This window comes from Hydrogenophaga palleronii (genome assembly GCF_031457455.1).
Lineage (GTDB): Bacteria > Pseudomonadota > Gammaproteobacteria > Burkholderiales > Burkholderiaceae_C > Hydrogenophaga > Hydrogenophaga palleronii_A.
In genome coordinates this window covers 1-25,171 of sequence record NZ_JAVDWU010000015.1, presented here as the reverse complement: position 1 = coordinate 25,171, position 25,171 = coordinate 1, and the positions used below count along the sequence as shown (strand labels likewise).

Annotated in this window: 27 protein-coding genes; 13 read left to right on the top strand and 14 right to left on the bottom strand. The window is 62.1% G+C overall.

Annotated features, from left to right (window positions below; genetic code table 11):
• Positions 1-178 precede the first annotated feature (178 nt).
• Entirely contained in the window at positions 179-769 is a 591-nt protein-coding gene (locus J2W49_RS24070) for a sigma-70 family RNA polymerase sigma factor (protein WP_310322018.1), read from the top strand.
• A 9-nt stretch (positions 770-778) separates the two neighbouring features.
• Here the strand turns inward: J2W49_RS24070 and J2W49_RS24065 are convergent, their stop codons facing one another.
• The 5 genes from J2W49_RS24065 to J2W49_RS24045 form a co-directional block, all read right to left on the bottom strand.
• On the bottom strand, positions 779-1,459 hold the full coding sequence (locus J2W49_RS24065; RefSeq protein WP_310322016.1) for a cytochrome c biogenesis protein CcdA: 681 nt from the start codon (positions 1,457-1,459) through the stop codon (positions 779-781).
• Entirely contained in the window at positions 1,456-1,782 is a 327-nt protein-coding gene (locus J2W49_RS24060) for a thioredoxin family protein (RefSeq protein WP_310322015.1), read from the bottom strand. Before J2W49_RS24060 ends, J2W49_RS24065 begins: the two co-directional genes overlap by 4 nt.
• A 178-nt stretch (positions 1,783-1,960) precedes the next feature.
• On the bottom strand, positions 1,961-2,194 hold the full coding sequence (locus tag J2W49_RS24055; RefSeq protein ID WP_310322013.1) for a thioredoxin family protein: 234 nt from the start codon (positions 2,192-2,194) through the stop codon (positions 1,961-1,963).
• Between the two features lie 3 nt (positions 2,195-2,197).
• The gene (locus J2W49_RS24050) at positions 2,198-3,136 is read right to left on the bottom strand and encodes an MBL fold metallo-hydrolase (protein ID WP_310322011.1); all 939 of its coding nucleotides are present in this window, start codon (positions 3,134-3,136) and stop codon (positions 2,198-2,200) included.
• 37 nt (positions 3,137-3,173) lie between these two features.
• Complete coding sequence (locus J2W49_RS24045) at positions 3,174-4,223, bottom strand: permease (RefSeq protein ID WP_310322008.1); 1,050 nt, start codon at positions 4,221-4,223, stop codon at positions 3,174-3,176.
• A gap of 176 nt (positions 4,224-4,399) precedes the next feature.
• Here J2W49_RS24045 and J2W49_RS24040 point away from each other — a divergent pair, with 176 nt between their 5' ends.
• Genes J2W49_RS24040 through J2W49_RS24030 form a run of 3 tightly spaced genes read left to right on the top strand, consistent with a single transcriptional unit; the run spans position 4,400 to position 6,608 of the window.
• The gene (locus J2W49_RS24040; protein WP_310322006.1) at positions 4,400-4,819 is read left to right on the top strand and encodes an OsmC family protein; all 420 of its coding nucleotides are present in this window, start codon (positions 4,400-4,402) and stop codon (positions 4,817-4,819) included.
• Between the two features lie 12 nt (positions 4,820-4,831).
• A complete protein-coding gene (locus tag J2W49_RS24035) occupies positions 4,832-5,785 on the top strand; it encodes a cation diffusion facilitator family transporter (RefSeq protein WP_310322003.1) in 954 nt (317 codons plus the stop codon).
• 4 nt (positions 5,786-5,789) lie between these two features.
• Positions 5,790-6,608 carry a class II glutamine amidotransferase gene (locus J2W49_RS24030; protein ID WP_310322001.1) on the top strand — a complete coding sequence of 273 codons (819 nt, stop codon included), beginning with the start codon at positions 5,790-5,792 and terminating at the stop codon, positions 6,606-6,608.
• A gap of 16 nt (positions 6,609-6,624) precedes the next feature.
• Here J2W49_RS24030 and J2W49_RS24025 read toward each other — a convergent pair whose 3' ends face one another.
• From J2W49_RS24025 to J2W49_RS23990, 8 genes are all read right to left on the bottom strand, one after another.
• Positions 6,625-6,885, bottom strand: coding sequence for a hypothetical protein (locus tag J2W49_RS24025; RefSeq protein ID WP_310321999.1), 261 nt, complete (start codon positions 6,883-6,885; stop codon positions 6,625-6,627).
• A complete protein-coding gene (locus J2W49_RS24020; protein WP_310321997.1) occupies positions 6,886-7,458 on the bottom strand; it encodes a hypothetical protein in 573 nt (190 codons plus the stop codon).
• 17 nt (positions 7,459-7,475) lie between these two features.
• Complete coding sequence (locus J2W49_RS24015; protein ID WP_310321993.1) at positions 7,476-8,072, bottom strand: nitroreductase family protein; 597 nt, start codon at positions 8,070-8,072, stop codon at positions 7,476-7,478.
• 108 nt (positions 8,073-8,180) lie between these two features.
• Positions 8,181-8,846, bottom strand: a complete 666-nt coding sequence (locus J2W49_RS24010) for a TorD/DmsD family molecular chaperone (protein WP_310321991.1) — start codon at positions 8,844-8,846, stop codon at positions 8,181-8,183.
• Complete coding sequence (gene nrfD / locus J2W49_RS24005) at positions 8,843-10,000, bottom strand: NrfD/PsrC family molybdoenzyme membrane anchor subunit (protein WP_310321989.1); 1,158 nt, start codon at positions 9,998-10,000, stop codon at positions 8,843-8,845. Before nrfD ends, J2W49_RS24010 begins: the two co-directional genes overlap by 4 nt.
• Positions 10,001-10,017: 17 nt before the next feature.
• On the bottom strand, positions 10,018-10,776 hold the full coding sequence (locus J2W49_RS24000; RefSeq protein WP_310321987.1) for a 4Fe-4S dicluster domain-containing protein: 759 nt from the start codon (positions 10,774-10,776) through the stop codon (positions 10,018-10,020).
• 30 nt (positions 10,777-10,806) lie between these two features.
• Positions 10,807-13,290, bottom strand: coding sequence for a molybdopterin-dependent oxidoreductase (locus tag J2W49_RS23995; RefSeq protein ID WP_310321985.1), 2,484 nt, complete (start codon positions 13,288-13,290; stop codon positions 10,807-10,809).
• 22 nt (positions 13,291-13,312) lie between these two features.
• Complete coding sequence (locus tag J2W49_RS23990; RefSeq protein WP_310321983.1) at positions 13,313-14,527, bottom strand: 4Fe-4S binding protein; 1,215 nt, start codon at positions 14,525-14,527, stop codon at positions 13,313-13,315.
• A 199-nt stretch (positions 14,528-14,726) separates the two neighbouring features.
• Between J2W49_RS23990 and J2W49_RS23985 the strand changes: the two genes are divergently transcribed.
• From J2W49_RS23985 to J2W49_RS23945, 9 genes are all read left to right on the top strand, one after another.
• Positions 14,727-15,602: a substrate-binding domain-containing protein gene (locus tag J2W49_RS23985; RefSeq protein WP_310321981.1), complete on the top strand. Its 876-nt coding sequence runs from the start codon at positions 14,727-14,729 to the stop codon at positions 15,600-15,602.
• 1 nt (position 15,603) lies between these two features.
• Positions 15,604-17,130, top strand: coding sequence for a sensor histidine kinase (locus J2W49_RS23980; protein WP_310321978.1), 1,527 nt, complete (start codon positions 15,604-15,606; stop codon positions 17,128-17,130).
• Positions 17,127-18,470, top strand: coding sequence for a sigma-54-dependent transcriptional regulator (locus J2W49_RS23975; protein ID WP_310321976.1), 1,344 nt, complete (start codon positions 17,127-17,129; stop codon positions 18,468-18,470). Before J2W49_RS23980 ends, J2W49_RS23975 begins: the two co-directional genes overlap by 4 nt.
• A gap of 172 nt (positions 18,471-18,642) precedes the next feature.
• On the top strand, positions 18,643-19,050 hold the full coding sequence (locus tag J2W49_RS23970) for a PadR family transcriptional regulator (protein ID WP_310321973.1): 408 nt from the start codon (positions 18,643-18,645) through the stop codon (positions 19,048-19,050).
• A gap of 148 nt (positions 19,051-19,198) precedes the next feature.
• Positions 19,199-19,972 carry an arsenical resistance protein ArsH gene (gene arsH / locus J2W49_RS23965; RefSeq protein ID WP_310321971.1) on the top strand — a complete coding sequence of 258 codons (774 nt, stop codon included), beginning with the start codon at positions 19,199-19,201 and terminating at the stop codon, positions 19,970-19,972.
• A complete protein-coding gene (locus J2W49_RS23960; protein ID WP_310321969.1) occupies positions 19,969-20,736 on the top strand; it encodes a phosphodiesterase in 768 nt (255 codons plus the stop codon). Before arsH ends, J2W49_RS23960 begins: the two co-directional genes overlap by 4 nt.
• A gap of 93 nt (positions 20,737-20,829) precedes the next feature.
• Positions 20,830-21,138, top strand: coding sequence for an ArsR/SmtB family transcription factor (locus J2W49_RS23955; protein WP_310321967.1), 309 nt, complete (start codon positions 20,830-20,832; stop codon positions 21,136-21,138).
• A gap of 57 nt (positions 21,139-21,195) precedes the next feature.
• Positions 21,196-22,665 (top strand): FAD-dependent oxidoreductase, encoded by a 1,470-nt coding sequence (locus J2W49_RS23950; RefSeq protein WP_310321965.1) that lies wholly within the window; start codon positions 21,196-21,198, stop codon positions 22,663-22,665.
• A 1-nt stretch (position 22,666) separates the two neighbouring features.
• On the top strand, positions 22,667-23,863 hold the full coding sequence (locus tag J2W49_RS23945; protein ID WP_310321963.1) for an MFS transporter: 1,197 nt from the start codon (positions 22,667-22,669) through the stop codon (positions 23,861-23,863).
• A 1,090-nt stretch (positions 23,864-24,953) separates the two neighbouring features.
• Here J2W49_RS23945 and J2W49_RS23940 read toward each other — a convergent pair.
• A partial coding sequence (locus J2W49_RS23940) for a hypothetical protein (RefSeq protein ID WP_310321960.1) occupies positions 24,954-25,171 on the bottom strand: 218 nt, incomplete at its 5' end.

Sequence of the window (25,171 nt, the reverse complement as noted above, 5' to 3'; positions counted from 1 at the left end):
CACTGCGTGCCTGCAGATCAGACTGTTGACGACGGCGTAGAGGTCACGTCTGTTCATCCGGATCATTGGGCGTCGGGATCGCTAGTGTGCCACTCATCGTTCAGGAACGTTGACCCATTCTCCTATGGCTTATTGCTGGTCGTTCGCAACGGCAAACTGCTCATCTGCTGGCCACAAGATGGCAGAATCTCTCCCTACCTGCTTGTCACACTGGAATGTTCTGAACACACTGCTTTCCACTTGGAACCGTCATGAGGCGGAATTGCGCGGCTGGCTCAGGGCACATGCGCCTGTACCTGGAGAGGTTGACGATATCCTGCAGGATGTGTTCGTCAAGACGATGAACCAGAGAGAAAAGTGGGGCTCTATCAAGCAACCCCGCGCTTGGCTGTTCGAGGTCACCCGCAATACCTTGACCGATCGCCTGCGCGCCCTTAGCAAGAGTGCGCCATTGCCCGACAACCTGGAAGATATCCCGGCGCCCCAGACGCAAACCGATACTGTGGACGCCCTGGCTTCCGTGTGCCTGCCCCGTGTGCTCTCGGAGCTCGATGCGCAGGATCGAGAGATCATTGAACTTTGCGACCTGAACGACATGGACCAGGCCAGCTACGCCGAGCTCAAGGGTCTCACCCTCTCTGCGGCCAAGTCGCGCATCCAGCGTGCCCGCCGACGAATGAGGGAACGTATGGTGTCGGTCTGCCAAGTGTCATTTGACAGCACGGGGCATGTCGATGACTTTGTGCCCCGAACGCCACCCAAGCCTTAGCCAAGGTGATCACATCCACGACAGACCGGCCACCGACCAGTACAGCCCCGCGGCACCGAGCATCGCGGCAAAGCTGCGCCGCCCCGGCATCCATCGCTGCCAACGTGCCACGCGCCGAATCAAGGTGGAAGCGGCGACCGGCATACCTCCGGCCACCAGCACCAGTGCGCTGTGACCGATGCCGTAGGCCAGCAGCAGGGCAGCACCCCACGCTGCGGACGCACCCAGCGCGGCACCGGATCCGGCCACTGCCAGTGCAGCCGCCAGCGCCGGGGTCGCGCAAGGGCTCATGACGGTACCGATCAACCCACCCAGCAGCAGCGCTCCGGGGTGACCCGACTGCGCGAGCGCCTGCTGCCAGCGTGGCGGCAGGCTCAAGCCGCAGTTGCTGGCCGAGGAGCGCCACAGCAACACCGCCATGCCCACCAGCAGCAGGCCCACGGCCACGAGCCAGGGCCCCGGCAAGGCGCCCATGAGCAGACCCAGGCGCGCCGCCGCCAGTCCCATGACCACCAGGGTGATGTTCATGCCAACCACAAAGCTCAAGGTGAGTGCCCAGGCGCGGTGCGCACTCTGCGCCTGCCCACCCACGAACCCCACGGCCACCGGCACAGCCGCCAGCACGCAGGGTGAGGCCGAGGTCAACAGGCCGCCCAGAAAAGCGGCCATCAGGCCCTGCACGCCCGTCATGGTGCGTGTGGCACGCCCAGCCGCGTCAGGATGTCTTCGGCGCTGATCTTGCCCATGTTCCGCCCGGTCTCGCGCCCCTGCGCGTCGAAGAAAACCTGGGTGGGCATCAGGCGGATCTGGTTCTGGCGGATCAGATGCCGTTCCTTGAGGATGTCCAGGTCCAGCACGGTGATGCGGTCGCCGTGCGACTGGGCCAGTGCAGCGAGCACCGGCTTCATCTCACGGCAGCTCACGCAGGCGTTCGCGCCAAACTCGATGACCGTGGGTTTACCTGCTGCCAGCGCCTGTGCCACCGGGTCGGTCGGCGCCTCTGAAACAAGCATCGGCTCACCTTCATCTGCCTGCTGGTACACCCAGACGCCAGTGGCCAGAGCAAGGAGCACCGCCACCCCTACCCACCCGCGCACACGCCTCCCTCCAGGTTGATCACCGGTGTGTGTATGTGATGGAACCGCGCAAGGCAGGTGAATGCAAGGCTGCGCATACGGGTCTCTATGGGCTTCAGGCGACGAACCACTGCTCGATCTTTTCGCGACTGGGCACACCACCGGCGTGCACCACCTTGCCGTTGACCACCACGCCCGGCGTCGACATGACGCCGTATCCCATGATGTCGCGCAGTTCCTCCACCTTCTGCAGGGTCACCGGCACGCCTTTGGCCTGGGCCACCTGTTCAATGAGGGCGATCGTGTTCTTGCAGTTGGCACAGCCTGTGCCGAGTACTTTGATGTCCATGATTTACTCCAGTTCCATTTCGAGATAGGTGCGGTTGGCCAGCTGTGGGAGCCAGACATCCGCGTGTTTGAGGTGCTTGAAAGGCGTGGCTTCGAAGGTCTTGACCGCAGTGGCCAGATCAGTCCCTTCTTCCACTGCCTTGCCCATGTGGGCACGCAAAGCCATGAGCAGCGCACCCGTGTCTTTCTGTGCCTGGGCCAGCGTGGTCACGTTGCCGTGGCCAGGCACCACCACCCTGGGCTTGAGTGCCTCCAGCGCTTCGAAGGATTGCACCCAGTTCCGGGTTTTGCTCACCGGGTGCAGGCCCAGAATGCGGTCCACGTAGACCACGTCACCCGTGAACGCCACACCGCTTTGCGGCAGCCAGACCATGCTGTCGCCAGGTGTGTGCCCGCCACCGCGGTGCACCACCTGCACGGCCACGCCATCCAGATCGAGCAGCGTGTCGGCGTCTTTCAGCCAGCGGGTGGGCAGCACGACCTCGGTGCCGTCCAGCTTTTCCTTGAGCACGGGTGCATTGGCCTTCAACTGCTCAGGTCCACGGGATTGCATGTCGGCTTCGGCGTTGGCGTGGGCCATGATTTCGGCGCCCTGCGCCTTGAAGTAGCCGTTCCCCTGCCAGCGATGGTCCTGCCCCCCGGTGTTGATCACCCACTGGATCGGCTGCGTCGTCACTTTCCTGGCGGCTTCAGCGATTTGCTTCGCGCCCTGGAAACTCGCGCCACTGTCTATCAGCAGCGCGCCCGACGGCGTCACCACCAGGCCCAGGTTGGCGTTGAGCGCTTCGTTCTCGTAGGTACGGCCCTCAAGGTCGCCCACGTAGGCGTACACGCCAGGGGCCACGGGGTGGAAGACGATCTCAACCGCCTGGGCAGACCAGGCCAGCGTGGACGCGAGGCAGATCGTCAACAGTTGTCTGGCTCGGGCGAGTTCAAGATCCATGCGGTGTCTCCGTTGGTTTGTTGTTTGTCGAAGCGCTTCAAAGAATGGCGTTGAAGATGAAACCCACCGCCAGGATGCCGATGGACACGATGCCAACAAAAGTGGCGATCAGGCGCAGCTTGAGCACCTTGCGCAGGATGATCATCTCGGGCAGCGACAAGGCCACCACGCTCATCATGAACGCCAGCGCCGTTCCCATGGCCGCGCCCTTGGCGGTCAGCGCCTCGATCACCGGCAGAATGCCGGCGGTGTTGGCGTACATGGGAACGCCCATCACAACCGCCATTGGCACCGACCACCAGGCAGCGTCCTTGCCCATGAACGAGACCAGGAACTCCTGCGGCACGTAGCCATGAATGCCCGCGCCCACCGCAATGCCTCCCAGCACATAGGGCCACACCCTGCCCACAATCTCGCGCACCGATGCCATGCCAGCTGCGACACGGTCAGCCATTGCAAGCTGCTGCGGGTCCACATCGGCCGACACCTGTGGCATCGCGCGCACCCAGTCTTCCAGGTGGCGCTCCTGTTTCAGCGCGCCAATGACCAGGCCTGCCATGACCCCAAGCGCCATGCCAAATCCCAGGTAGAGCGCGGCGATCTTCCAGCCAAAGAGCGAGAACAGGATGGTCAGGGCGACCGTGTCGACCATGGGCGCGGTGACCAGAAAGGAGAATGTCACCCCCAGCGGCACGCGCGCCTGCACAAAACCGATGAACAGCGGTACCGACGAACAGGAACAGAACGGCGTGACCACGCCCAGCGCCGAGGCCATGACATTTGCCACACCATGCGTTCGCCCGGCCAGCAGCGCCCGCGTGCGCTCAGGGGTGAACCAGGTGTTCACCATGCCCATGACAAACACCACTCCGGTCAGCAACAGCAAGACCTTGGGCGTGTCATAGAAAAAGAACTGCAGCGATTTGCCCAGATGGCTCTGGCGCTCCACAGGCAGGGCGGCCACCATCACCTCAGAGAAGGGAATCAACAACTGATAAAGCCCCAGCCAAATGGCGACAGCGATCAGAAGAAAGGCCAGGGGCTGCTTCTTTGGCCAGCGGAACAGTTGGGCGGACAGTGTGCTCATGTCTCTGAAGACGGAGCATGGGGCCAAAAGATGCAAAGAAAAGCAAAACTGCGCCCATCAGACTCTCACCCATTCATTTGTTCAATTGACATGAAGCAACCCTGGCGTGCCAGTTCTGGCGTAACCTGATGCAGCATTTCGCGACCGCGGCAGCAACCGCTAACCAAACAGACCCCATGCAAGACACTCCACCAAAGATGCGCTTTCGCGTCGAGTCCCGCCGGGTCAACGCTCACGGTAGCCGGTCGCGCTGCAAGAATGCCGAGGTAGCGCTAGACACCGATTTGGCGGGGAGCCCCGATGCGTTCAACCCGGCGGAACTCCTGTTGGCGGCCCTGTCGGCCTGCATGATCAAGAGCATCGAGCGCGTAGCGCCCATCCTCAAATTCCAACTGAGTGGTGTGGAGGTAGTGGTCGAAGGTGTGCGCCAGGACGTGCCGCCGCGCATGGAGTCCATCCGTTACGAAATCATCGTGGACACCGACGAGAACGATCAGCGGCTGAGCTTGCTGCACGACAACGTCAGGAAGTACGGTACTGTATTCAACACCGTGTCGCCCGGTACGGATCTGCAAGGTTCGCTGCGCCGGCGCTGACAGGCTTTCAACATGGGTGCCGAACACCACCACCACGATCACGCTCCCAAGGCATTCAACCAGGCGTTTGCCATCGGCATTGCTCTGAACCTTGCCTTCGTGGCCATCGAGGCCTTCTATGGTTGGAAGATCAATTCGCTGGCCCTGCTGGCCGATGCAGGGCACAACCTGAGCGACGTGGCCGGGCTGGTGTTGGCCTGGGGCGCAGCGCTGGCCAGCAAGCTGCGACCGAACCAGCGACATACCTACGGCTGGCAACGCGGCACCATCCTGGCCGCTTTTGGCAACGCCCTCCTGCTGCTGGTGGCCATGGGCGCACTCATTTGGGAAGCAGTGGGCCGCCTCATATCGCCCGATCCTTCTGCAAGCGCCGAAGGCGCCACCATCATGGTGGTAGCCGGCATCGGCATCGTGGTCAACACAATCACAGCCCTGCTATTCATGCGAGGAGGCAAAACCGACCTCAACATCCGCGGTGCGTTTCTGCACATGGCCGCCGATGCGCTGGTGTCGGCTGGCGTGGTGGTGGCCGGCGCGCTCACGCTTTGGATGGGCTGGGTCTGGCTGGACCCGGTTGCCAGCCTGTTGATTGCGGCCGTAATCCTGGCAGGCACCTGGAATCTTTTTCGCCAGTCTCTGCACCTGCTTTTTGACGGCGTGCCAGACAGCATCGATCCGCAGGCGGTTCACGACTGCCTGACGAACCAGCCCGGCGTCAGTCAGGTGAGCGATTTGCACATCTGGGCCATGAGCACCCAGAAGATTGCGCTCACGGCGCACCTTGTGATGCCAGACGGCGTCGGCGACGAGGCTTTTCTGGAGAACGTTTCGGCGCTGCTGCACGATCGCTTTGATATCGAGCATGTCACCTTGCAGATGGGGAAGACGCCCATGTTCAATGGCTGCGGCAACGCGATGAATGCCAGCCTCGATTCGCCGGTGCTCGGCAAGTTGCCCGCTCATTGATGCCATGTGTGAACTGCTCGCCCTGTCGAGTTCGCGCCCGGCGCGTCTGAATTTCTCATTGAAGACACTGGCCGCGCACAGCGCAGAACCCGGTGTGGCCCCCGATGGCTGGGGCGTGGCCTTTTACGATGGCCCGGATGTGGCGCTGTTCCGGCAGGCTGCGCCCGCAGCCGGCAGTCGGCTGGTCCGGTTCCTGGAGTCGCAAGGGCCGCGCACCGAATTGGCCATATCCCACATCCGGCATGCCACGCAAGGTCGTCTCTCTCTGGCAAACACCCAGCCTTTCAGCCGAGCCATGGCTGGACGCATGCATGTCTTCGCCCACAATGGCCACCTGCAGGGCATTCGTGACAGTGGCCTCAAGCTGCTTGGGCCCAGTCTGCCAGTGGGCGAAACAGACTCGGAGTGGGCCTTTGGACTGCTGCTGGAAAGACTGCAAGCGCTTTGGGGGCGGAACACGCCGCCAACAGTGGCAGACCGCCACACCGTACTGGGAGCGTTTGCAACCGAAATGAGAGCGCTCGGGCCAGCCAATTTCCTGTACGCGGACGGCGATGCTCTTTTTGTGCATGCCGACCGTCGCAAGCAACAGCTGAGTGGCAAGACCGCTGCTCCCGGTTTATGGGTACTGCAGAAGAAGTGCGCCCTTCAGCAGCCCCGACGCTCCGCCGAGGAACAGGCCAATCAAGTGGGTGTCGCGGTGGAGCCGGCCGAGCAGTTCCTTACCTTGGTGGCCAGCGTGCCACTCACAGACGAAGCATGGGTCCCGCTGGCGCAGGGGGAGCTGCTGGTAGTGCGCGAAGGTTCGGTGATCACCCCGTGAAAGGGCTGCGCGGCGATCAACTGCCGTCGCACAGTCCCAGAGAGGGTGGGTTGACCTGCACAAGAGGCGGTCGCTTGCCGACTGGTTCCTTGGACACAGAGATGGCGGGCTTCTGGTCTTTGATCTGGCGCCCGCCCTGCTTGAACAGGCGCTGCGGATCTGAAGGCTGAATGAGCGCAGGTACGACCGCCTCGGCCTTCGCCAGCGGTTCCGCAGGCGCCTGGGCCAGCGCCTGCACCATCGCCACACACCACACGCACCCGATGACCAGCCTCATTCATATCCCCTTTGTATTGAACTTTGCATGGTTTTCGGCGCTGACTCGACGCCCCTGGAAGCGCCTGATCCCAAAAAAAAGAACTCCCACGCCTGCGGCGCCTGCGCCTGCCAAAAACCAGATGGATGATCTGGCCGCGCCACGTGTCTGCACCAGTTGACGTGCGATCACGCCAGCCTCGCCCTTTTCAAGAGCGGCACCGTGCCACCACCGCATGCGCTCCACCGTCCAGCGCCAGCCCAGTGCGCTTTTGCTCTGCGACCTCACGATGTCCAGCGAATGGCAACGGGTGCATTTCGCGTCAAGCAGCCGTTCGCCCAGCGGACGTTGTTGTTCTCGCTGGCGTTGAAGCGCCAGCGCTCTGGCCTGTGACTCCTGTTGCTGCTCGGCCTCGCGGGACAGGCGCAGCCGGTCGGCCTCCAGTTCCTCTGCCACCTTGGCACGTTCCTGCGGTGAAGACAGCACCGTCGGGCTGCGGTAGTCATCGCCCGACATTTCCGCGTGTGCCGGCAGGGCCAGGACCGTGAGCAACGCCAGCGGCCCAAGTGCCCTACCGAACGCCGCAACCCCCAAGATGTTCCGTTCTGCGCTCAGGCAGGGGCGTTGCCGTGCCACTGCGACCATGCCGCAGCCACGTTGTCCGCACACCGTGGCTTGCCCACCTGGGAGGGTGTTCCTACGCAGATGAATGCCACCAGCTGTTCGTCGGCGGCACAGAACGCTTCCGTAACAGCCGGGTGCTGGCATTTGCGTCCACTGAGTGTCTTGGCGCCAAAGCCCATCAGGTGCATGGCATTGAGGAAATTCGTCAGGGCGCCGCCTACCGTCATCCATTGTTCATGCTCGGGCACTTCTGCAATGTCGGGAATGATGTGCGCCACCCAGGCCACCAGCATCGGGCCCTTGGCCGCGCGTTCCCGCTCACGCTGAATGTCGTCGGCGGACTTGCCCACTGCTGCCGCAAACACCGCGAACCGTTCGCCGAGCGCGTCACGCTGTTCCGAGGGCACCAGCACTGCGCGCCAGGGCACCAGCAGACCGTGGTCTGGCGCGCGCAAGGCGCAGGCCACTGCCTGCTCCAGTTGCCCCGTCGACGGCGCAGGCTCGGTTAACCATCGGGGTCCCACCGAGTGCCGGCTGAGCAGCCCCTGCAGCGCGGTGGACCGAGAAGCTGCGGGATCAGGCATCGGGTGATGCGGTCCCGGCAACTGCTTCAATGAATCAAAACCAGGCTTCAGGCCATGGGTGCGCATACGGGCTCCTCTTCCTTTCAGTTGTCTCGCCAACTCAGTCGTTCAAGGCGCGGGATCCGCCAGGGCATGCCGCATCAACCTGACCAGCGCCGCGAACACGAGTGCCGCCGGAAAACGGGTGGATGCCTTGTGGCAGGCCCGATCCAAAGGGCCTCCCCAGGCATGAACGAACTCGGTAGCAAATTCCTCTGCCATGCCTTGAGCATCCGGGTCGCCACGGGCTGCGCTCTCATACAGGCGGGCCAGAAACTCCAGTTGCATGGCCACATGATCGGGCAGATCGTGAAAGCGTTCGTCAGGCTTGACCCCGGCCATCTCGTAGCAGGCGAGCATCATCTGTGTGCTGTTGCCTCCGAGCGCGCCTTCCAGATACACCCCTGCGTTGAGCGTCACCGGTACCGGCGGCACCAGAAACAGTCGGCTGTACTCCACCAGCCACGTGTCTGCGTCCCCGGCTCGCGCGTTGGCCGCCCAGCGGGCACATTCAGTTGCCAGCGCGGACTTGACGCCTTCCATGTCGAGACCGGGCAGGCCAGGCGCCATTTCAGCCAGGTCGTCGACCAGAGGTTGCGCCCAGTCACAGATGGACCACGTATCGGGTGGTGGCAGAAAGGCCTGGGCCAGGCAGTACAGCAGGTCGGCCCGCTGCAGCTGCGCCTCGCCTTCAGAGCTCAGCACACCCGGCGCCAGTGCAGCGGCTTCGCTCACAGGCCCTCCTGGCCGTCCAGCGCGAGCTGTCTCTCTCCCAGCGCATAGACCACATTGGCGAGAAACACCGCAGTGGCCAGCACCGCCCACTCGGTCAGGGAAGGCGTATAGCTCAGCAAACCATGAGCCCAGCTGCCCTTGAACAGGGCCACCATCTGGCCGCCAATGACGAAGTCATAGCGCGCGGTGAACAAGGCCACCAGCGCCACCACGGCGGCCAGCAGCTGCAGCGACAGCGACCTGCGCAGGCCTGGCAGCACCGTCAGCACGATGGGCAGACCCAGACCGATCCACAGCTCGGCCTGGAACGTGGGCCGGCTCCAGAGGTAGTGCCACACCTGCATGCCCTCGGCGTTGCTGTACAGGCCCGCGATCAGGCGCGACACCACGAAAAAGGCGTGCGCGATCATGAGCACCGCAAACAGGCCGCCCAGTGGACCGGTAAAAAGCATGCGGGTTCTCTCCGGTATGCGTTGCGTGTTGAAGCCGGCGGCCAGGTGGGTGAAGATGATCACGAACGTGACGGCACCCAGAAAGGCCTCGACCATGAAGGCCAGTGACATTTCACCGCCAAACCAGAACGGCCGCATCGACATCCAGCCGTACACGCCGCCCGCCACGAAGGTGATGTAGACCGCAGCCACAAAAGTCAATACGGCAGCGGCCTTCGACGGCAGCACAGCCCTGGGCCACAGCCACGTCAGAAGCAGCCAGGCCAGGCCCACGCTGTAGAAGATCACGCCCCACACCTTCCAGAACAGCGGCGCCGAAAAAGTACCGCTGAACGGGATGAGCAACAGCGCCTTCATGGGCGCGCCCAGCTCCATGAACAAGGCGGCCACGCCGCCGGCCAGGGCAGCCATGGCCAGCAGGGTGGCGCGCCGCGCGATCGGCTCGAAAGCCGGCAGCCGGAACACCGTCCAGGCAGAAGCCAGCATGGCAAGGCCGGTCGACGAGAGCAGGAAGAAGTCGTAGGTGACGATGGGCAGGCCCCAGAAGATGCCCCGGCTGTCGCTGTTGTAAGCGGTGTGACCGACGGTCAGCAACTGGCTGAGCACGAAGCCGCCAGCCACGACCAGACCGACCACCGCCAGAATGAGGAGGAGCCCCATCGGGCTGCCCGAGGAAGGGCGAGGTTGAGCAAGGGTGTTCATGTGGGTTCTCCTCTGTATCAGGCCTTGGGTTCGTCGGCTCGGCTGCTGGGCACGGCGGCACCGGCTCCACCCGAGAGGTAGTACACCTGCGGCTTGTTGCCGGTGTGGTCGAGCAGGCGCACGCCACGCTTGTCGGCGATCAGCTTGTTGACGTTGGAGTTGGCGTTGTCCAGGTCACCGAAGTAGCGCGCCTTGGGCGGGCACACGCGCACGCAGGCCGGGGTGTGTTCCTTGGTCACCGGGTTGTCCTCGTCCAGATCGGCCACACCCTTGGGCGCGGTACTGGTCTTGTGGTGGCAGAAGGTGCACTTGGACACCACGCCGCTCGGCTGGATGCCCACACCATGGGTGGGATCGTCCTGGGGCCCCTTGTAGGGGGGGTCCCACTGGCGCCCGTCCTGGCCTGGAAACACACTGCGCAAGTCGGGCTGCACCACGGCCTTCTCGTCGGTGTAGAAGCGCACGCCATAAGGGCAAGCCACCATGCAGGCCTTGCAGCCGATGCACTTGTTCCAGTCGATCAGCACGAAGCCACCGTCCTCTTCCTTGTACGTGGCACCGGTTGGACAGACATCCACGCAGGACGGGTTTTCGCAATGCATGCAGGGGCGCGGGAACCACTGCATCTTCACGTTCGGGTACGTCCCCTCGTGATAGAAAAGCACGTCCTGCCAGTTCTCACCTGGCAGCCGGTTGTTCTCCATCGAACACGCGGTGGTGCAGGCCTGGCAGCCGGTGCACTTGTCCAGGTCAATGACCATTCCCCACTTTGCCATTTCAGTCTCCTTGTCTGGTTGGAATGGCCATCAGGCCTTTTCGATCGTGACCTTGGTGGAGTAGTAGTTGCACTGCCCCGTGATGCGATCACTCTGATTCACGGTGATGTCGCCGCTGTGGCCCGGCCCGCGGCCTTTGGCCCATCGGCCTTGTGCCCAGTGGCCATGCTCCATCGGGTACACCAGCGTGTCTGGTCGCACACCTTCAAAGAGGCGACACACCCCCTCAATGGAGCCGACGCTGGTCTTGACCCGCACGCGGTCGCCATCGGCGATGCCGCGTTGTTTCGCCGTCTCCGGATGGATTTCGATGTAGGCCTGATCGCGACCGCCCATCACCGGCTGCAGCAGGCTGATGGCGTGTGGGAGGTTGCTACCGCGGCCTTCTGCATGCATTGCCACTTTGGGTGTGACCATGAACATGTCGCCGCCACCGGGGTTCTGAGGCTCCTCCCAGTGCGGGAACATCAGCTTGGCGCGATCGCGTCCGGTTTTGGAAGCGATCCAGTCGGCCTTGGCCTCGAGCCAGCCGGAGCGGAATTCAAACTTGCCCGACGGTGTCTTGAGCAACTTGGCCTTGACCTCGTCCGCGCTCATGGGCTTGGCGTAGGCTTTTCCGTCCCACTCAAAGAAGTCGCCATTGCGCTGCTGCCAGAGGTAGCGCTTCTTGTACCAGACGCCCTTTTCCTTCCAGCTCTCAAAATCCTTCACGCCGTTGTCGCCCGGGTCGGCCTCGAAGCCCTTGGCGAGATGGCGGATGACATTTTCAGAATCCTTGAGTTCCTTGTAGTACGCGCCCATGGACCCCTTCATGCGCTTGCCGATTTCGATCAGCGTGTCGCCGTAGTACTTGGTGTCGTACAGCGGTTTGATCGCAGGCACTCGCAGTTGCGCCAGTGGCCAGCCTTCGAACGGATAGGTGGGTGCGTCCTGCAGGCGTTCCAGGAAGGTGTGGTCGGGCAGGATGATGTCGGCCATCATGGCCGTCTCGCCGGGGAAGGGCGAGGTGTCGATGACGAACAGTTCCTTGAGCGCCTCTTCCCATTGCTGGCCGTTGGGGGCTGTCCACACCGCGTTGTTCAGGTAGAACATGATGGTGTCGAGCTTGTAGGGCTTGCCCGCGAGCGAGTTGGGCCCCACCTCCTGCATCATGTTGTTGGCCATCAGGTAGCCGTCTTCGTGGCCCTTGAGGTCGATGCGTGGCTGGCTCTTCCAGGGGCCGTCCTTCGCATAGTCGTCCATGAAGTCGGCCTCGTCGACCGGCATGGCACCGTAGGACGGACCCATCTGGTACATCATGCCGCCCTCGGCGAACAACGAGCCCACCAGCGCATTGAGCGAATGCACCGCCATACCGTTCAAGATGCCATTACTGTGCGCGTGCACACCACGTTCGAAGATCGCCATCGCCGGGCGCGTGCTGCCGAACTCGGTGGCGGTGGCGATGATGTCACGCGCCAGGATGGTGGTGATGCCTTCGGCCCATTCAGGCGTGCGGTCCTTCAGTTCGATGTTCCACCACTCCACCAGGCCGCGCGTCCACTTCTCTTGGAACAGTTCGGGATCGACGGTCTCTCCCGCCTTGAAGCGGTTTTCGCCGTCCTTGAAGTCGCCCACAAAAGAGCGTTCCCACAGGCCCTTGGTCAGGATCACATGGGCCACGGCCAAGGCAAACGCGCCATCGGTCCCGGGCTTGATCATGAGCGCTCGGTCGCTGGCGGCCAGTGTGGTGTTCATGTGCACATCCACCGCCGTTACCCGGGTCTTGGGTGACTTCGAGCGCATGTGGCCCCACATCTGCATTACGTAGTTGTAGGGCCGGAAGGCCTCCAGAAAGCCACAGCCCATGAGCAACAGGTAGTTGGTGTTGCGGTAGTCGTGCGCGTTGTAGGAGCCGTTGCCGTCGGTGGCCTGCTTGGACTTGATGCTCCCGTCCGAGCACATCGACGAGTGACCGATGGCCACGTTCGGTGAACCGTAAAGCTTGCCGAAGGTGCCCTGCAGACCAGCGCAGGATGCACCCCATCCACGGCCATAGAGCAAGGCAAAGCGGTGGCTTTCGTTTTTGTCGCGCAGCATGTTCAGGCGGTCGGCCACCGTCTGCAGCGCTTCGTCCCACGAGATGGGCACGAACTTCGGGTCTTCGTTGCGCCCCTTGTTCGGGTTGGTGCGCTTCATCGGGCTCTTGAAGCGGTCCGGGTCGTACAGTATGTAGGTGCCTAGCGGGCCCTTGGGACAGAGCTTGCCGTTGGCAATGGGGTGGTCGGTATTGCCGTAGATGGCGTGGACCTTGCCGTTGGTGGTGTAGACGTCGATGCCGCAGCGCGCCGGGCACTGGTGACAGATGTTTTTGGTGATCTTCGTCTCGGCCGCAGCGGCGGCCGGCGCTTGTGCCCGGGTTTCCCTGAGCGTGGTGCCGCCGACCACAGTAGCCGCCGCGCCAGTGGCAGCCGTGGCCTGCAGGAAGCGCCGGCGTGAGACCGCTGGCTGGAAGATGCGTTCGATGATGCCCATCACAGGTCTCCTCTTGGTTGAATCAATTCAGGCCGCCAAACAGTTGCTTGCGTGCGTCGTCCATGAAGCGTTGTGACTTGGCACAGCTGGGGCACAGGCTGGGCGCCTCGCTCTCCAGTTGCGCCGCATCCGGCGTGTAGACGTCGCCGCATGACGCACAGGGGCGCCGCACATGGGAAAACACGGTCTGCGCGCCGCGCCGGCCCCCGGTGGGAGCCAGCTGGATGGCGCCGGTCGGGCAAGCCCGCACACAAGTGCCACAGGCGATGCAGCTCTCGCTTGAAAACTGCAGGTGCGCGCCAATGCCGTTGTCGCGCACCGTCAACGCAGCCGTGGGGCACAGGGCTACACACAGACGCTGGTCGCAGCAGGTGGCGTTCACATGCATCTGCGGGTAGAGCTCGCTGGGCAGTTCGTTCCCTGAACGTTCGGCCAAAGAACCCAAGCCTGTCAGCAGACGCTGACGGTCCGGCGAAGCCTGGCGGCGGTCTGCCGGATACGCAGCCTTGCCGTCGCCACCCATGGGGGTGGAAACGGCTGTGGAACGGCCTGCAGGCCGCTCCAGGGCCTGGCGAAAGAAACTGCGCCGGTCGAGTTTTTCCGCCGTCTCTGGTGCGGGGGGCAGCAGTTGCGGGCAGCGTTCTGCAGGCAGGGGCTCACGGACCAGCTGGGGAGCCGCCGCCGCTGCGTCCACGGCTTCCAGCCAGAGGGTGGCCAGATCCAGCGCCGCTTGCGCGGGGTGGTGTGGGGCTTCACCGTGGCAACCCATGTCGCAGGTTTCGCACCAGCCCCTGTCCATGAGCTGCACGGCGCTGCCTCCGGCGCTCAGCGCCACCAGATGACTCGCGCGGACCGCACCCAGACAAGGCACCTCCTGGCTGGCTGGCGCGCGCAGGTCGGCTGGCACCTTGCGGCATTCCAGGATGACGGGCACCGCAGGCTGCGCAGGGGAAGAGCGGCCGGCTTCCGCCTGCGGAGCCGCAGGCGACAGGAACGCCAGCTCGGGCAGCGACAGCGCTTCAGTGGGACAGGCAGCCGTGCACTGGCCGCAGCCGGTGCAGGCGTCGCCCAGCGTCACTTCGGCCAGCGACACCTCCAGCGCCTGCGCCGGGCAGGCACTCGCACACGCACGGCACTGGCCATGTCGGCTGCGCAACGGCAGGCACGCGCCCTCTTCGTGCAACAGCGGTTTGTCGGCGCGCAGCATGACGCGGACAGGCGATTTGTCTCCAGGCATTCTTGTTGGCGACCGATGAAGGCCTCGTGGGGGAAATACCTTGACACCGCAAGGGGCATGCCACTGCGTCCTCGTCTAAAATTCCCAATGAAATCAAAGCATTAACAGACCAACCGACCTTTTTCCGAGGTCTGTTGGTGTTACCTGCGGGTAACACCCTAGGGAAAACACCCAATCTTTCCGTTACCGTCGGGTAACCATGACAAGCAAAGTCTTCCCAGCGGTTGGGGCTGGACTCAACCGGCGTGAGTGCCTTGCAGCAGGGGCGGTGCTGGCCTTGGCACCCCGCTCGCTGGGAGCGCAGTCGCGAGCCATCCGCTTTGGCCTGACGCCGGTGTTTCTGGACGACCGCGTGACATTGCTTCGGCAGTGGGCCCAGTACCTGGAAAACGAAATGGGCAGCGCGGTGACCTTTGTCCAGTTTGGCTCCTATGCCCAGGTCATGGATGCCCTTCGGGGTGGTCAACTCGACTTGGCCTGGGTCTGCGGCTATCCGTATGTGCTGTATCGCCAAGAGTTGCAACTGGTGACTGTTCCGATCTGGCGCGATGCCCTTGTCTACCAGAGCTATCTGATCGCGGACAAGTCATCCACCGTTCGCACCGTGGACGACCTTCGCGAACGGACCTTTGCGTATTCCGACCCCTTGTCGAACTCGGGCTTCCTGTTTGTCCAGCATTTGCTGCGACATCGAAAACACGACCCGGCCAGCTACTTCAAGCGTTCCTTTTTCACCTACTCGCACCGGCACGTGGTCGATGCGGTTTCGCAGGGGCTGGCGGAAGCCGGTGCGGTAGATGGCTACGTCTGGGAAACCCTGGCCGAGCTTTCGCCCGCCGTGACCGCTCAGACCCGCGTGATGATGCGCTCGCCTGATTTCGGCTTTCCGCCGATCGTTGCGCCGGCCAACACACACCGTGCGGTGGTGGCGCGTTATGCCAGCGCACTCAAGCGCATGGCCAACCATCCGGACGGACAGCGGGTGCTCAAGGAGCTTCGGCTCGATGGCTTCGCCGATGCGACGCCCGGACTGTTCGACAGCATCGCCAACATGGCCGCTCACCAGCGCGGCTGAAATGAACCGGGTTCTGCTGAGCTACCGATTTTTGGTGCCACTGGCACTCACGGGCGTGGCCGTGGTGGCCGGTATTGCCGTGGCGCTCACCACCTTCTTTCTGGTGGATCGTCATGTGCAGGCCAATGCAGAGGCCGAAACACGCCGACTGGCCAGCACGTTGGCGCGGGCACTGGTCCAGCCTGTGTTGCGCAACGATGTTTGGCAGGCCTATCAGTTGGTTCGCGCTGCCACTGAAACTGCACCGCAGGAGCAGCAGGACGCGTCCGTCGGCATCGTGGTCCTGGATGCCAGGGAGCAGGTTTTTGTCTCGCCTGCACCGCGCCAATACCCCATCGGAGCGCACCTGAGCACGCTCCCCGACAGCATGATCGAGGCTTCGCGCACCGTGCTGTCCAGCCACCCACCAGGTTCGGCCAGGGTGGCGGATGCAGGCGGCGCTTCCCTCGTTCTGGCCGTTCCAATCGTGGGCGATGAAGACGCCTTGCTCGGCGTCGTGCTGGCGACCCATCCTGCCGGTATCTCCCGAGCGCAGCGGGAAACCGTGGTGCGCCAGCTGTCCGTTCTTGGCCTTATCGCTGTGGCGCTGGTGGCCCTTGCAGGCGCCTACCTCGGTACAAGGCTGACGGCGCCGCTTGGGCGCCTGCGGGAAGTCATGCAGAACACACCCCGGCTAGCCACCGTGAAGGAGCAATTGCAGTCCGACGAGCTGACCAGCGTGGGAGAGCGTCAGGACGAAGTGGGCGAACTGGCCAGAACCTTCTCGGCCATGCTCCGGCAGATTGCGGCCAAGCAGGAACTTGAGCGTCATATGCAGGAAGCCGAGCGCCTGGCGAGCATCGGCCAGATCACCGCCAGCATTGCGCATGAAGTCAACAACCCGCTGGGTGGCATGCTGGGCGTCATACAGAACCGGCGCTTGCGTGGTGGTGTTGACGAAGCCACCGAGCGCACCCTGGGACTGCTTGATCGCGGCCTGAACCAGATACATGAAACCGTGCAGGCGCTGCTCAATGAAGCTCGCCGCGAGCAGCGTAGCCTGCAGGCCGCCGACCTGCACGACTTGGAGCTGTTGCTGCGGCCGGAGGCCGAGCATCTTCGTTGTTCTTTCCAATGGCGGGTGGCTCCACCCTCTCATGGCGACCTGCCCGCGGTGGCGGTGCGACAGGTCGTTCTCAACCTCACTCTCAACGCTCTGGCGGCGGCAGGCGCAAGGGGCGAAGTGCTGGTCTGGACCGAGACCACATCGGCGTCATGGCAGGTGTGTGTGGGCAACACAGGCCCGGTGCTGAGTCATGAAAAGTTGGACGCCTTGACCCAGGGCACCGAACGCACGCCCGATGGACGCCTGGGCTTGGGCCTGTGGATCACCGCCCGCATTCTTCATACCCTGGGTGGTCGGCTTGAGCTTCGAATGGCCCGCCCCAGCGAACCAACGACCGTGCTCTGCGCGGACTTTCCACTCCAACAGTTCCACCTGCTCAGCACAGAGCGTGACGACACGAATTCCCCTGCCAGCACCGCATGAACATCGACCTGATTGAAGACGACCCGCTCATGGGCGAAGCGCTGACCGAGCGGTTGCAACTAGAAGGCTTCGAGTGCCGCTGGTGGCGCACTGCGAATGCGTTGATCGTTGCAGCTGAAGGAGGGCAGGAACCTGCTGCGGCCATCATCAGCGATGTGCGGCTGCCGGATCTTGAGGGGCCGGAACTGATGAACCGCCTGCCGAAGCGCTGGCTCGATCGCCCCTGGATTTTCATCACCGGCTATGGGACGGTCGCCCAGCGCAACGAACTGCTGGCCAGAGGTGCCTTCGATTTCTTCACCAAGCCCCTGGACATGGACCGTCTGATGGAGCGGCTGCGCGCGCTTGCGCCAACCCGAGCTTCGCCGCCTCCTTTGCAAACGCCCTCTTGCCCCCTGGGTATCTCCAGCGAAATGCGAAAGCTTCACGTCATGGTCAGGCGCCTGGGCGATCACTGGAACACCGTCCTAATCACTGGAGAGTCGGGAGCCGGCAAAGAAGAACTGGCGCGCTGTCTGCACCTTGAAACGCAGCCAACAGGAGCCCCATTTGTGGCGGTGAATGCCACTTCATTGCCTGAATCGCTGATCGAAGCCGAGCTGTTCGGCTACGAAAAAGGGGCCTTCACCGGTGCATCGCGTTCCCACAAGGGCATGTTCGAACAGGCCAACGGTGGCACTTTGTTCCTTGACGAAATCGGTGACATGGCGCTGAGCCTCCAGAGCCGGTTGCTGCGGGTGCTGCAGGACCGCATGATCACCCGCCTGGGCAGCGAAAAGGCCCAGCAGGTCCAGGTGCGCATCATCTTCGCGACCAACCGGCACCTGAACGAAGAGGTTAGGGCCGGTCGCTTCCGGGAAGACCTGTACTACCGCATCAACGTGGTGCACCTGCGTGTGCCGCCCTTGCACGAGCGACCGGAAGATGTGCCATGGCTCGCGCAGCGCTTTGTCGAAGCTTGGAATCAGGAGCACCCATCAGCACCCCGACTCCTGGGAGAAGAAGCCGAGCGAATGCTAATGGCACACCGCTGGCCGGGCAACGTGCGTGAGCTGCGCAACTGCATCGAACGTGCATGTCTGCTATCTGAGGGAACGACCATTGAAGCCAGGCTCCTGCAGCCTGCACAGGATGAAAGCCTGGTCTCTCCAACCCCTGAGTTTGGGCCAGAGGCGAAATCAACATCTCCGACGCTGGAGTCCTACCTCCGGGAGCAGGAAAAGCAATACATCACCCAGATCCTTGCCAAACACGACTGGCAAATCGGTATCACGGCAGATGCATTGGGCATCAGTCGGAAGAGCCTTTGGGAGCGAATGAAACGCTTGTCGATTCAGTAAGCTGAAAGACACCTCGGCGTTGAGCTTGCTGTGCCCACCCAGGTAGGCAAGCAAGCGCAGATGAAGGCGACGCATTGATCTTTGCTTGAAGAAAAGCGCTTGGTTTGCGAGTCAGGGGTCTATTGTTTCACCCGGTTGACACCTCGCCCATCAAGGTATTATATTTTCAGCCATGACATCTGCTTCATCACCAGCGCGCACGACTTCACGCCAGATACCTGATTACTCAGACCAGGCGTACTGGCAGGGCACCATCAAGATGTCCCTCTCCAAGTTTTTCGTTCTATGCGTGCTTCACCAGAAGCCCATGCATGGCTACGAGGTGGTGCAGGCCGTAGAGGCCTCAACCAAAGGATGCTGCAGCCCTTCAGAAGGAACTGTGTATCCCATGCTCAACGAGTTTGAAGCGGGCGGCTATCTGAACTCAAAGTCGGAGATCGTTCAGGGACGCGAACGCAAGGTGTACAGAATCACCAAGAAGGGTCGCGATGCGTTTCAGACGGCAGTGGAAGCCTGGCTTGAGGCCACCGATTGCATCCTTGCGGGCCAAGCGATGACTCAATTGAATGCTCGCCGGTGACGTGATGACCACCCCCTAGGCTATTTTTTTCACTTTATACATCGGTGTAGGATGCCTCCTTGTGCAATGTATATAGAGTGACCGACCTTCTCTCGCGGCTGCAGTGGCAAGGCCGCAATCCTCCAACCTTTAAGGAAGACTGATTGAAATGAGACTTCGTACCCTTGCAGATCCGGACCACCTCCCCGCCCTGGACAAGCGCTACACGATGCGTCATCTGGCGGGTGATCTTCCCGCAGGCCTGCGCCTTGATCACCCTCCACGTATCCTCTTGCTGTACGGTTCGTTGCGCGACCGTTCGTACTCCCGGCTGGTTGTCGAAGAGGCCGCCAGGATTCTGCGCTTCTTCGGTGCAGAAGCGCGCATCTTTGATCCGTCGGATCTGCCCCTGCCGGACCAGGTGGCTCATGACGAACATCCAGCGGTGCGTGAGCTGCGCGAACTATCGATGTGGTCGGAAGGGCAGATCTGGTGCAGTCCCGAACGCCATGGGCAGATCACAGCGGTCATGAAAGCGCAGATTGATCATCTTCCGCTGAGCCTGGGTGGGTTGAGGCCAACGCAAGGGAGGACGCTGGCAGTCATGCAGGTGTCGGGTGGTTCGCAATCCTTCAATGCAGTGAATACGTTGCGCTTGCTCGGTCGCTGGGTACGCATGTTCACCATCCCCAATCAGTCTAGCGTGGCAAAGGCCTTTCAGGAGTTCGATGACGCAGGACGCATGAGGCCGTCTGCTTACTACGATCGCATCGTTGATGTGGTCGAAGAACTGGTCCGCTTCACCGCTTTGCTTCGGCCCCACGTACCCGTCCTGACAGACCGGTATTCCGAACGAAAGGAGGCTAGCATGCCTGCACGAGATGAAGGCCGGGACCTGTCTGCGATTGCGATTGCGCCTCAAATTCAAGGACAGTCAGCATGAGCAAACTCATATGGTTGACAGACCTGCATCTGGTCGAGCCGGGCCGGGAGTGGCCGCAGGGCATTGACCCACTACAGCGCTTGCGCAACTGCCTCAGCGAAGTGCGTCAAAGACACGGTGATGCAGACAGGATCGTTGTTTCTGGTGATGTTGCTCAATTAAAGAACCCTGGCGCCTATAGCCTCTTGCGCGACGAGCTTGACCAGACCGGTATTGCGTACCGCGTCATGGCGGGAAACCATGATGACCGTCGAGCACTGCTATCGATCTTCCCCGATCTCTGCGGCGCGGGGCCCTTCGTCCACGGGTTTGACGAACTCTCAGACGCACAGATCGTTTATTTGGACACTGTTGCCGACAACGGAAAGCACCATGGCGAACTGTGCGAGTCCAGACTGGACTGGATCGAGAAGGCCTTTTCGTCCAGCGACGAACGCCCACTGCTGGCATTTCTGCACCATCCGCCTGCCGATATCGGTGTTGCTGCACTTGACCGGCTAAAGCTCATCAATGCAGACGCACTTCTTCCACTGGTCCAGGCTCGCAAGCATCCAACGTTCCTGTTCGCTGGGCATGTCCATCGAAACAGCACGGGATTGTGGGCAGGTCATCCCATCGCAACGCTGAAGAGTACCCATGTGCAGTTTGAGTTCGATATGAACGCACAGAAGCTTGTTCGGAGCAAGGAGCCGCCTGGATACGCAGTGGTACTGGTCGATAAAAGCCGGGTCGTTGTGAACTACTGCGACATGGTTGTGAGCTAGGTGTATCCGGCCAACTTATGGAGCGAGATCAGTTGACCCAGCAGCGAGTTCCAGATACATTTCTTCGTATTTTTACGAATTACGAAGCAGGTCATGGCGAAGTCCACCAATGAGTCAAAGTCCGCCTACGAAAAACATAAAGCCGAAGAGTTGTCTGTGCTTTTTAAGGCATTGGCGCACCCGGCACGCATCCGTCTGTTGCAGCACCTCGCCAGCCACGGCACCTGCTATTTCGGCAAGCTCTCCGACGTCGTGGATCTCGCGCCGTCCACCACTTCACAACACGTCAAGGTGCTCAAAGACGCTGGCCTTGTGCTGGGATCTGCCGAAGAGCAACGCACCTGCTATTGCATCAACCCTGATCGCGTGGCCACGCTCAAGAGATTGGTCGAGGCGCTCTAAGGGCGGCCTTTTTTGGTTTATTTATTCGTCAATCGACGAAGTACGAAGGAGTCTCCCATGAAAGTTCTGAGTTCCGCTTCTTCTCCCGTGGCCGTCATAGGTGCCGGCCCGGTCGGTTTGGCTGCGGCGGCCCATCTGGTGCAACGCGGTCTGCCTGTGGTTGTTCTGGAGGCGGGCAGCATCGTCGCGAGCCATCTGGCCAGCTACCGCCAGGTTCGTCTGTTCTCTCCCTGGCGCTACAACATCGACCGCGCCGCGCGCGAATTGCTCGACGCATCGGGCTGGCTTGCTCCGGTGCTCGACAAGCTGCCCACCGCAGGCGAACTGGTGGAAGACTATCTGGTCCCACTGGCCCGCACGTCGGCGCTGGCGCCACACATTCATTTCGGCAATCGGGTGGTGGCCATCTCGCGTGACGGGTACGACAAGGCCAAGACCGCAGGTCGTGAGCAGGCCGACTTTGTGCTCCAGATCCAGACGGCTGAGGGTCTGCGCGAGTTGCACGCCAGCGCAGTGATTGACGCCTCGGGCACATGGTCGCAACCCAATCCGCTGGGTGTACACGGCTTGCCTGTACTGGGCGAAGCAGATGCTCGCGCACAAATCGTGCACGGCATGCCCGATGTGCTGGGCACGGATCGCAGCCGCTATGCCGGCCGCAAGGTGCTGGTGGTCGGTGCGGGACATTCGGCTGCCGGCAATCTGCTGGCCCTGGCCACCCTGGCAGAAGAGGAACCTGGCACGCGTCTGGCCTGGGCGGTGCGGGGCAATGACCTGCGCAGGCTTTTTGGTGGTGGAGAAAACGATGGTTTGCCTGCGCGCGGCGAACTGGGAGTGCGCCTGCGCGCGCTTGTCGATCAAGGTCGACTCGAAATGCACCTCGGTTTCGGCATTCGCGAGGTGGCTCCCGGCCCCAAGGGGTTGCGTGTGCTCGCCGTTGATGCAGCCAAGGCACCCATCGAGGGTGTCGACGAGATCATCGCTTCTACAGGCGCCCGGCCCGACCTCAGTATTGCGCGGGAACTGCGGCTTCGCCTTGATCCATGGCTGGAAAGCACCGATGAACTCGCGCCCTTGATCGACCCCAACGTGCACAGCTGCGGCACCGTGCGGCCCCATGGTCACCGCGAGCTCGCACATCCCGAAGCCGGCTTTTATGCCATCGGCGCAAAAAGCTATGGCCGTGCCCCGAATTTCCTGCTCGCCACAGGCTATGAGCAGGCACGTTCGGTCGTGGCCGCATTGGCTGGCGACCTGAGCGCCGCCGATGACGTGCAGCTTGAGCTGCCGCAGACCGGTGTGTGCTCGGTGGACTTGGCGAGCCCTCCTTCCGGGGGAGCAGACATGGGCTGTTGCGGCGGGCCGGCAAAGGCCGACACAACCGCCTGCTGTGTACTCGACGAAGCGAGCAAGGTGCAGGGCAAGTCAGGCTGCGGGTGCGGATCGAAATCCTCGTCTCCCCCGGTTGAGCCAGCCAATCCCGCCACCCGTTCTGCAGTCCCGGCCGCAGCCGCCTGCTGCGGCTGACATGGCCATTCCAGGCAACGCGGCCACGATCGCGGCGCTGGGGACTGCCCAAACCCTGGCGTGGGCATCCACCTACTACCTGCCAGCCATGCTGGCGGCCCCCATGGCACGGGACTTGGGTGTAAGCACGCCCACCGTGTTTGCCGCATTCTCGCTCGCGCTGGTTGTGTCCGCGGTGGTAGGCCCATGGTCTGGCCGCGCCATTGATCGCCATGGGGGGCGCCCTGTGCTCATGGGCACAAGTCTGCTCTTCGCACTCGGGTTGGCCGCACTCGGTACATCGCAAGGCGTGTGGTCCTTGTTTGCGGCCTGGGCACTGATTGGTCTTGCCATGGGTAGCGGCCTATACGAAGCAGCTTTCTCGGCCCTGGTTCGGCTGTACGGTCAAGGTTCCCGCAGTGCCATCACAGGCATCACGCTGATCGCGGGTTTCGCCAGCACGGTGGGATGGCCGCTTTCGACCTTGCTTGAAGCACAGATCGGTTGGCGAGGCGCCTGCTTTGCTTGGGCAGGTCTGCATCTGGTGCTTGGCCTGCCCCTTAACGCAGCGCTGCCGCGCGCGGGCGTGGCGCAGCAGCCCCACCAGACGCCGCCGACAAAGGTTGACGGCAAGGCGCCGTCTGCCAATCGTGTGAAAGTCACCTCCACTTTGCTGGCCTTCGTGTTTGCCGTTACCTGGTTCATCAGCACCGCCATGGCGACACACCTCCCAGCACTTCTGCAAGCCAGTGGCGCCAGCCTAGCGGTGGCAGTTGGTGTGGGCGCATTGATCGGGCCTGCACAGGTGGCCGGGCGACTGCTCGAATTCGGGTTTCTTCGACACGTTCACCCACTGTTGTCGGCACGACTTGCCGCGATGGGCCATCCGTTGGGCGTAGCGGCTTTGCTCATTGCCGGGCCAGTTGTAGCGCCGCTTTTCGCCGTTTTGCATGGCGCGGGCAATGGCATCCTCACCATTGCCAAGGGGACGCTTCCGCTGGTGCTGTTTGGTCCTCAGGGCTACGGCATGCGCCAGGGCTGGCTGATGTTGCCAGCGCGCGTGGCGCAGGCCATGGCGCCATTTCTGTTCGGAATGGCGCTGGTGCAATGGGGCTCGGGCGCGCTATGGTTGTCTGCCGGCCTGGGCGCGTTGGCCCTTCTTGCTTTGATGGTGCTGCCACATGCGCGAACTACTGAGGGGCAAGTCAAATCAACATGATCGCATCGGAAGCAGGCTATGACTGAGGGGGCAATGGTCAGCGGCTTTGAGGCGCACCTTGCTGGAAAACACGAGCGTTTTTTAGGACAGATGTGTGACAAGCGACGTCATGTGAAAAAACGCCTGTCACACCACGTCTCTGAAAAAGGATCAGTAGATCAACGACTTGATGCCGACTAGCGCCGCTTGACGCTTGCTTGGTGAGCTTAGAGCATCAACATGTCGATCAATTTTTCTGCTCTCCGAAGCCAAGGGTCGTGGGTTCGATCCCCGCCAGCCGCACCATATCTTGTGTTCCGCGCAAGTGATTGCCATCAACGTGTTGTGCAGTTGTGCTCCATGAGTACGTTTGGGTCCTGGTATCGGGCTCAACTGGTCAAGGGACCAATGGTCACCCCTTTTGCTTCCCTGGTGCCTGTGCCCTGTATGTGCCCAGCTTGTGCCACGCCAACAGCGTCAGCCCAGCTCAAGTTGTTCCCAGTGACCATTGCACTTGTGCCCTGAGTGGACGCCACTGGCGGAGCGCGATCTGCTGTGGGGATGGACCGTTTACATTCGTAGGTCTGTTTGGCGGTGGTTAGAGCCGGTATCCAGCGGAGGATGCACTCACGCGGGCAGGCGCGATTCCGTTGACCGAAGTGGTTGCTTCACGGGGCCCTTCGGTCGTAGTACATACACAGCCCGCCCCTGCATTTGTGTATCTGCGGGATCGGCTCCGTCCATCAGCGGTTGTCCGCAGCACCAGGATCATTGGTTCACGTGGGGTTTTTGCGGAGATTCCAACTGCGCGAGGCGTGGTCATATTCAGCTGTGGGGTTCGAAGTCAGGATTGACGATTCGAACAAGTCCCCCCAGCGGACAAATTTGTCCGCTGGGCTTTCTCCAATGTCATGCATCGATAGTCGGTGCCGGTTAACGACAGCGCGTCGCGATGGCGGGCCATGTACCTGCCAGGCTGGATACGGACTTCGACCGGTCCCGATTTGGGCCAAATGTCGAACCGTGAGTGAGCCAGGCTGGAGATGCGAAGTGCCAGCACCATTTGCCCTTCACCCTTCGCTTCGGTAGCCCAACAAAGTCGGCGCGGGACTCAAATCGGAGCTGGCATCAGCACTGCATTGTTCTGTTGTGTGAAGGCGGTAACTTTGTTGTTCTGGCGCCAACCTCGGTTTCGGTAGGTTTGGTGCGTCAGAATTGTGCTGATACACTTTGTACAAATAGTTGCCAGTGTGCTGTCCTGCAAATAGCTGCCTGAAGCGGAGTGATCCGGTTTTACAGCTGACGCACTGCAACAGGATGCAGCGCCAC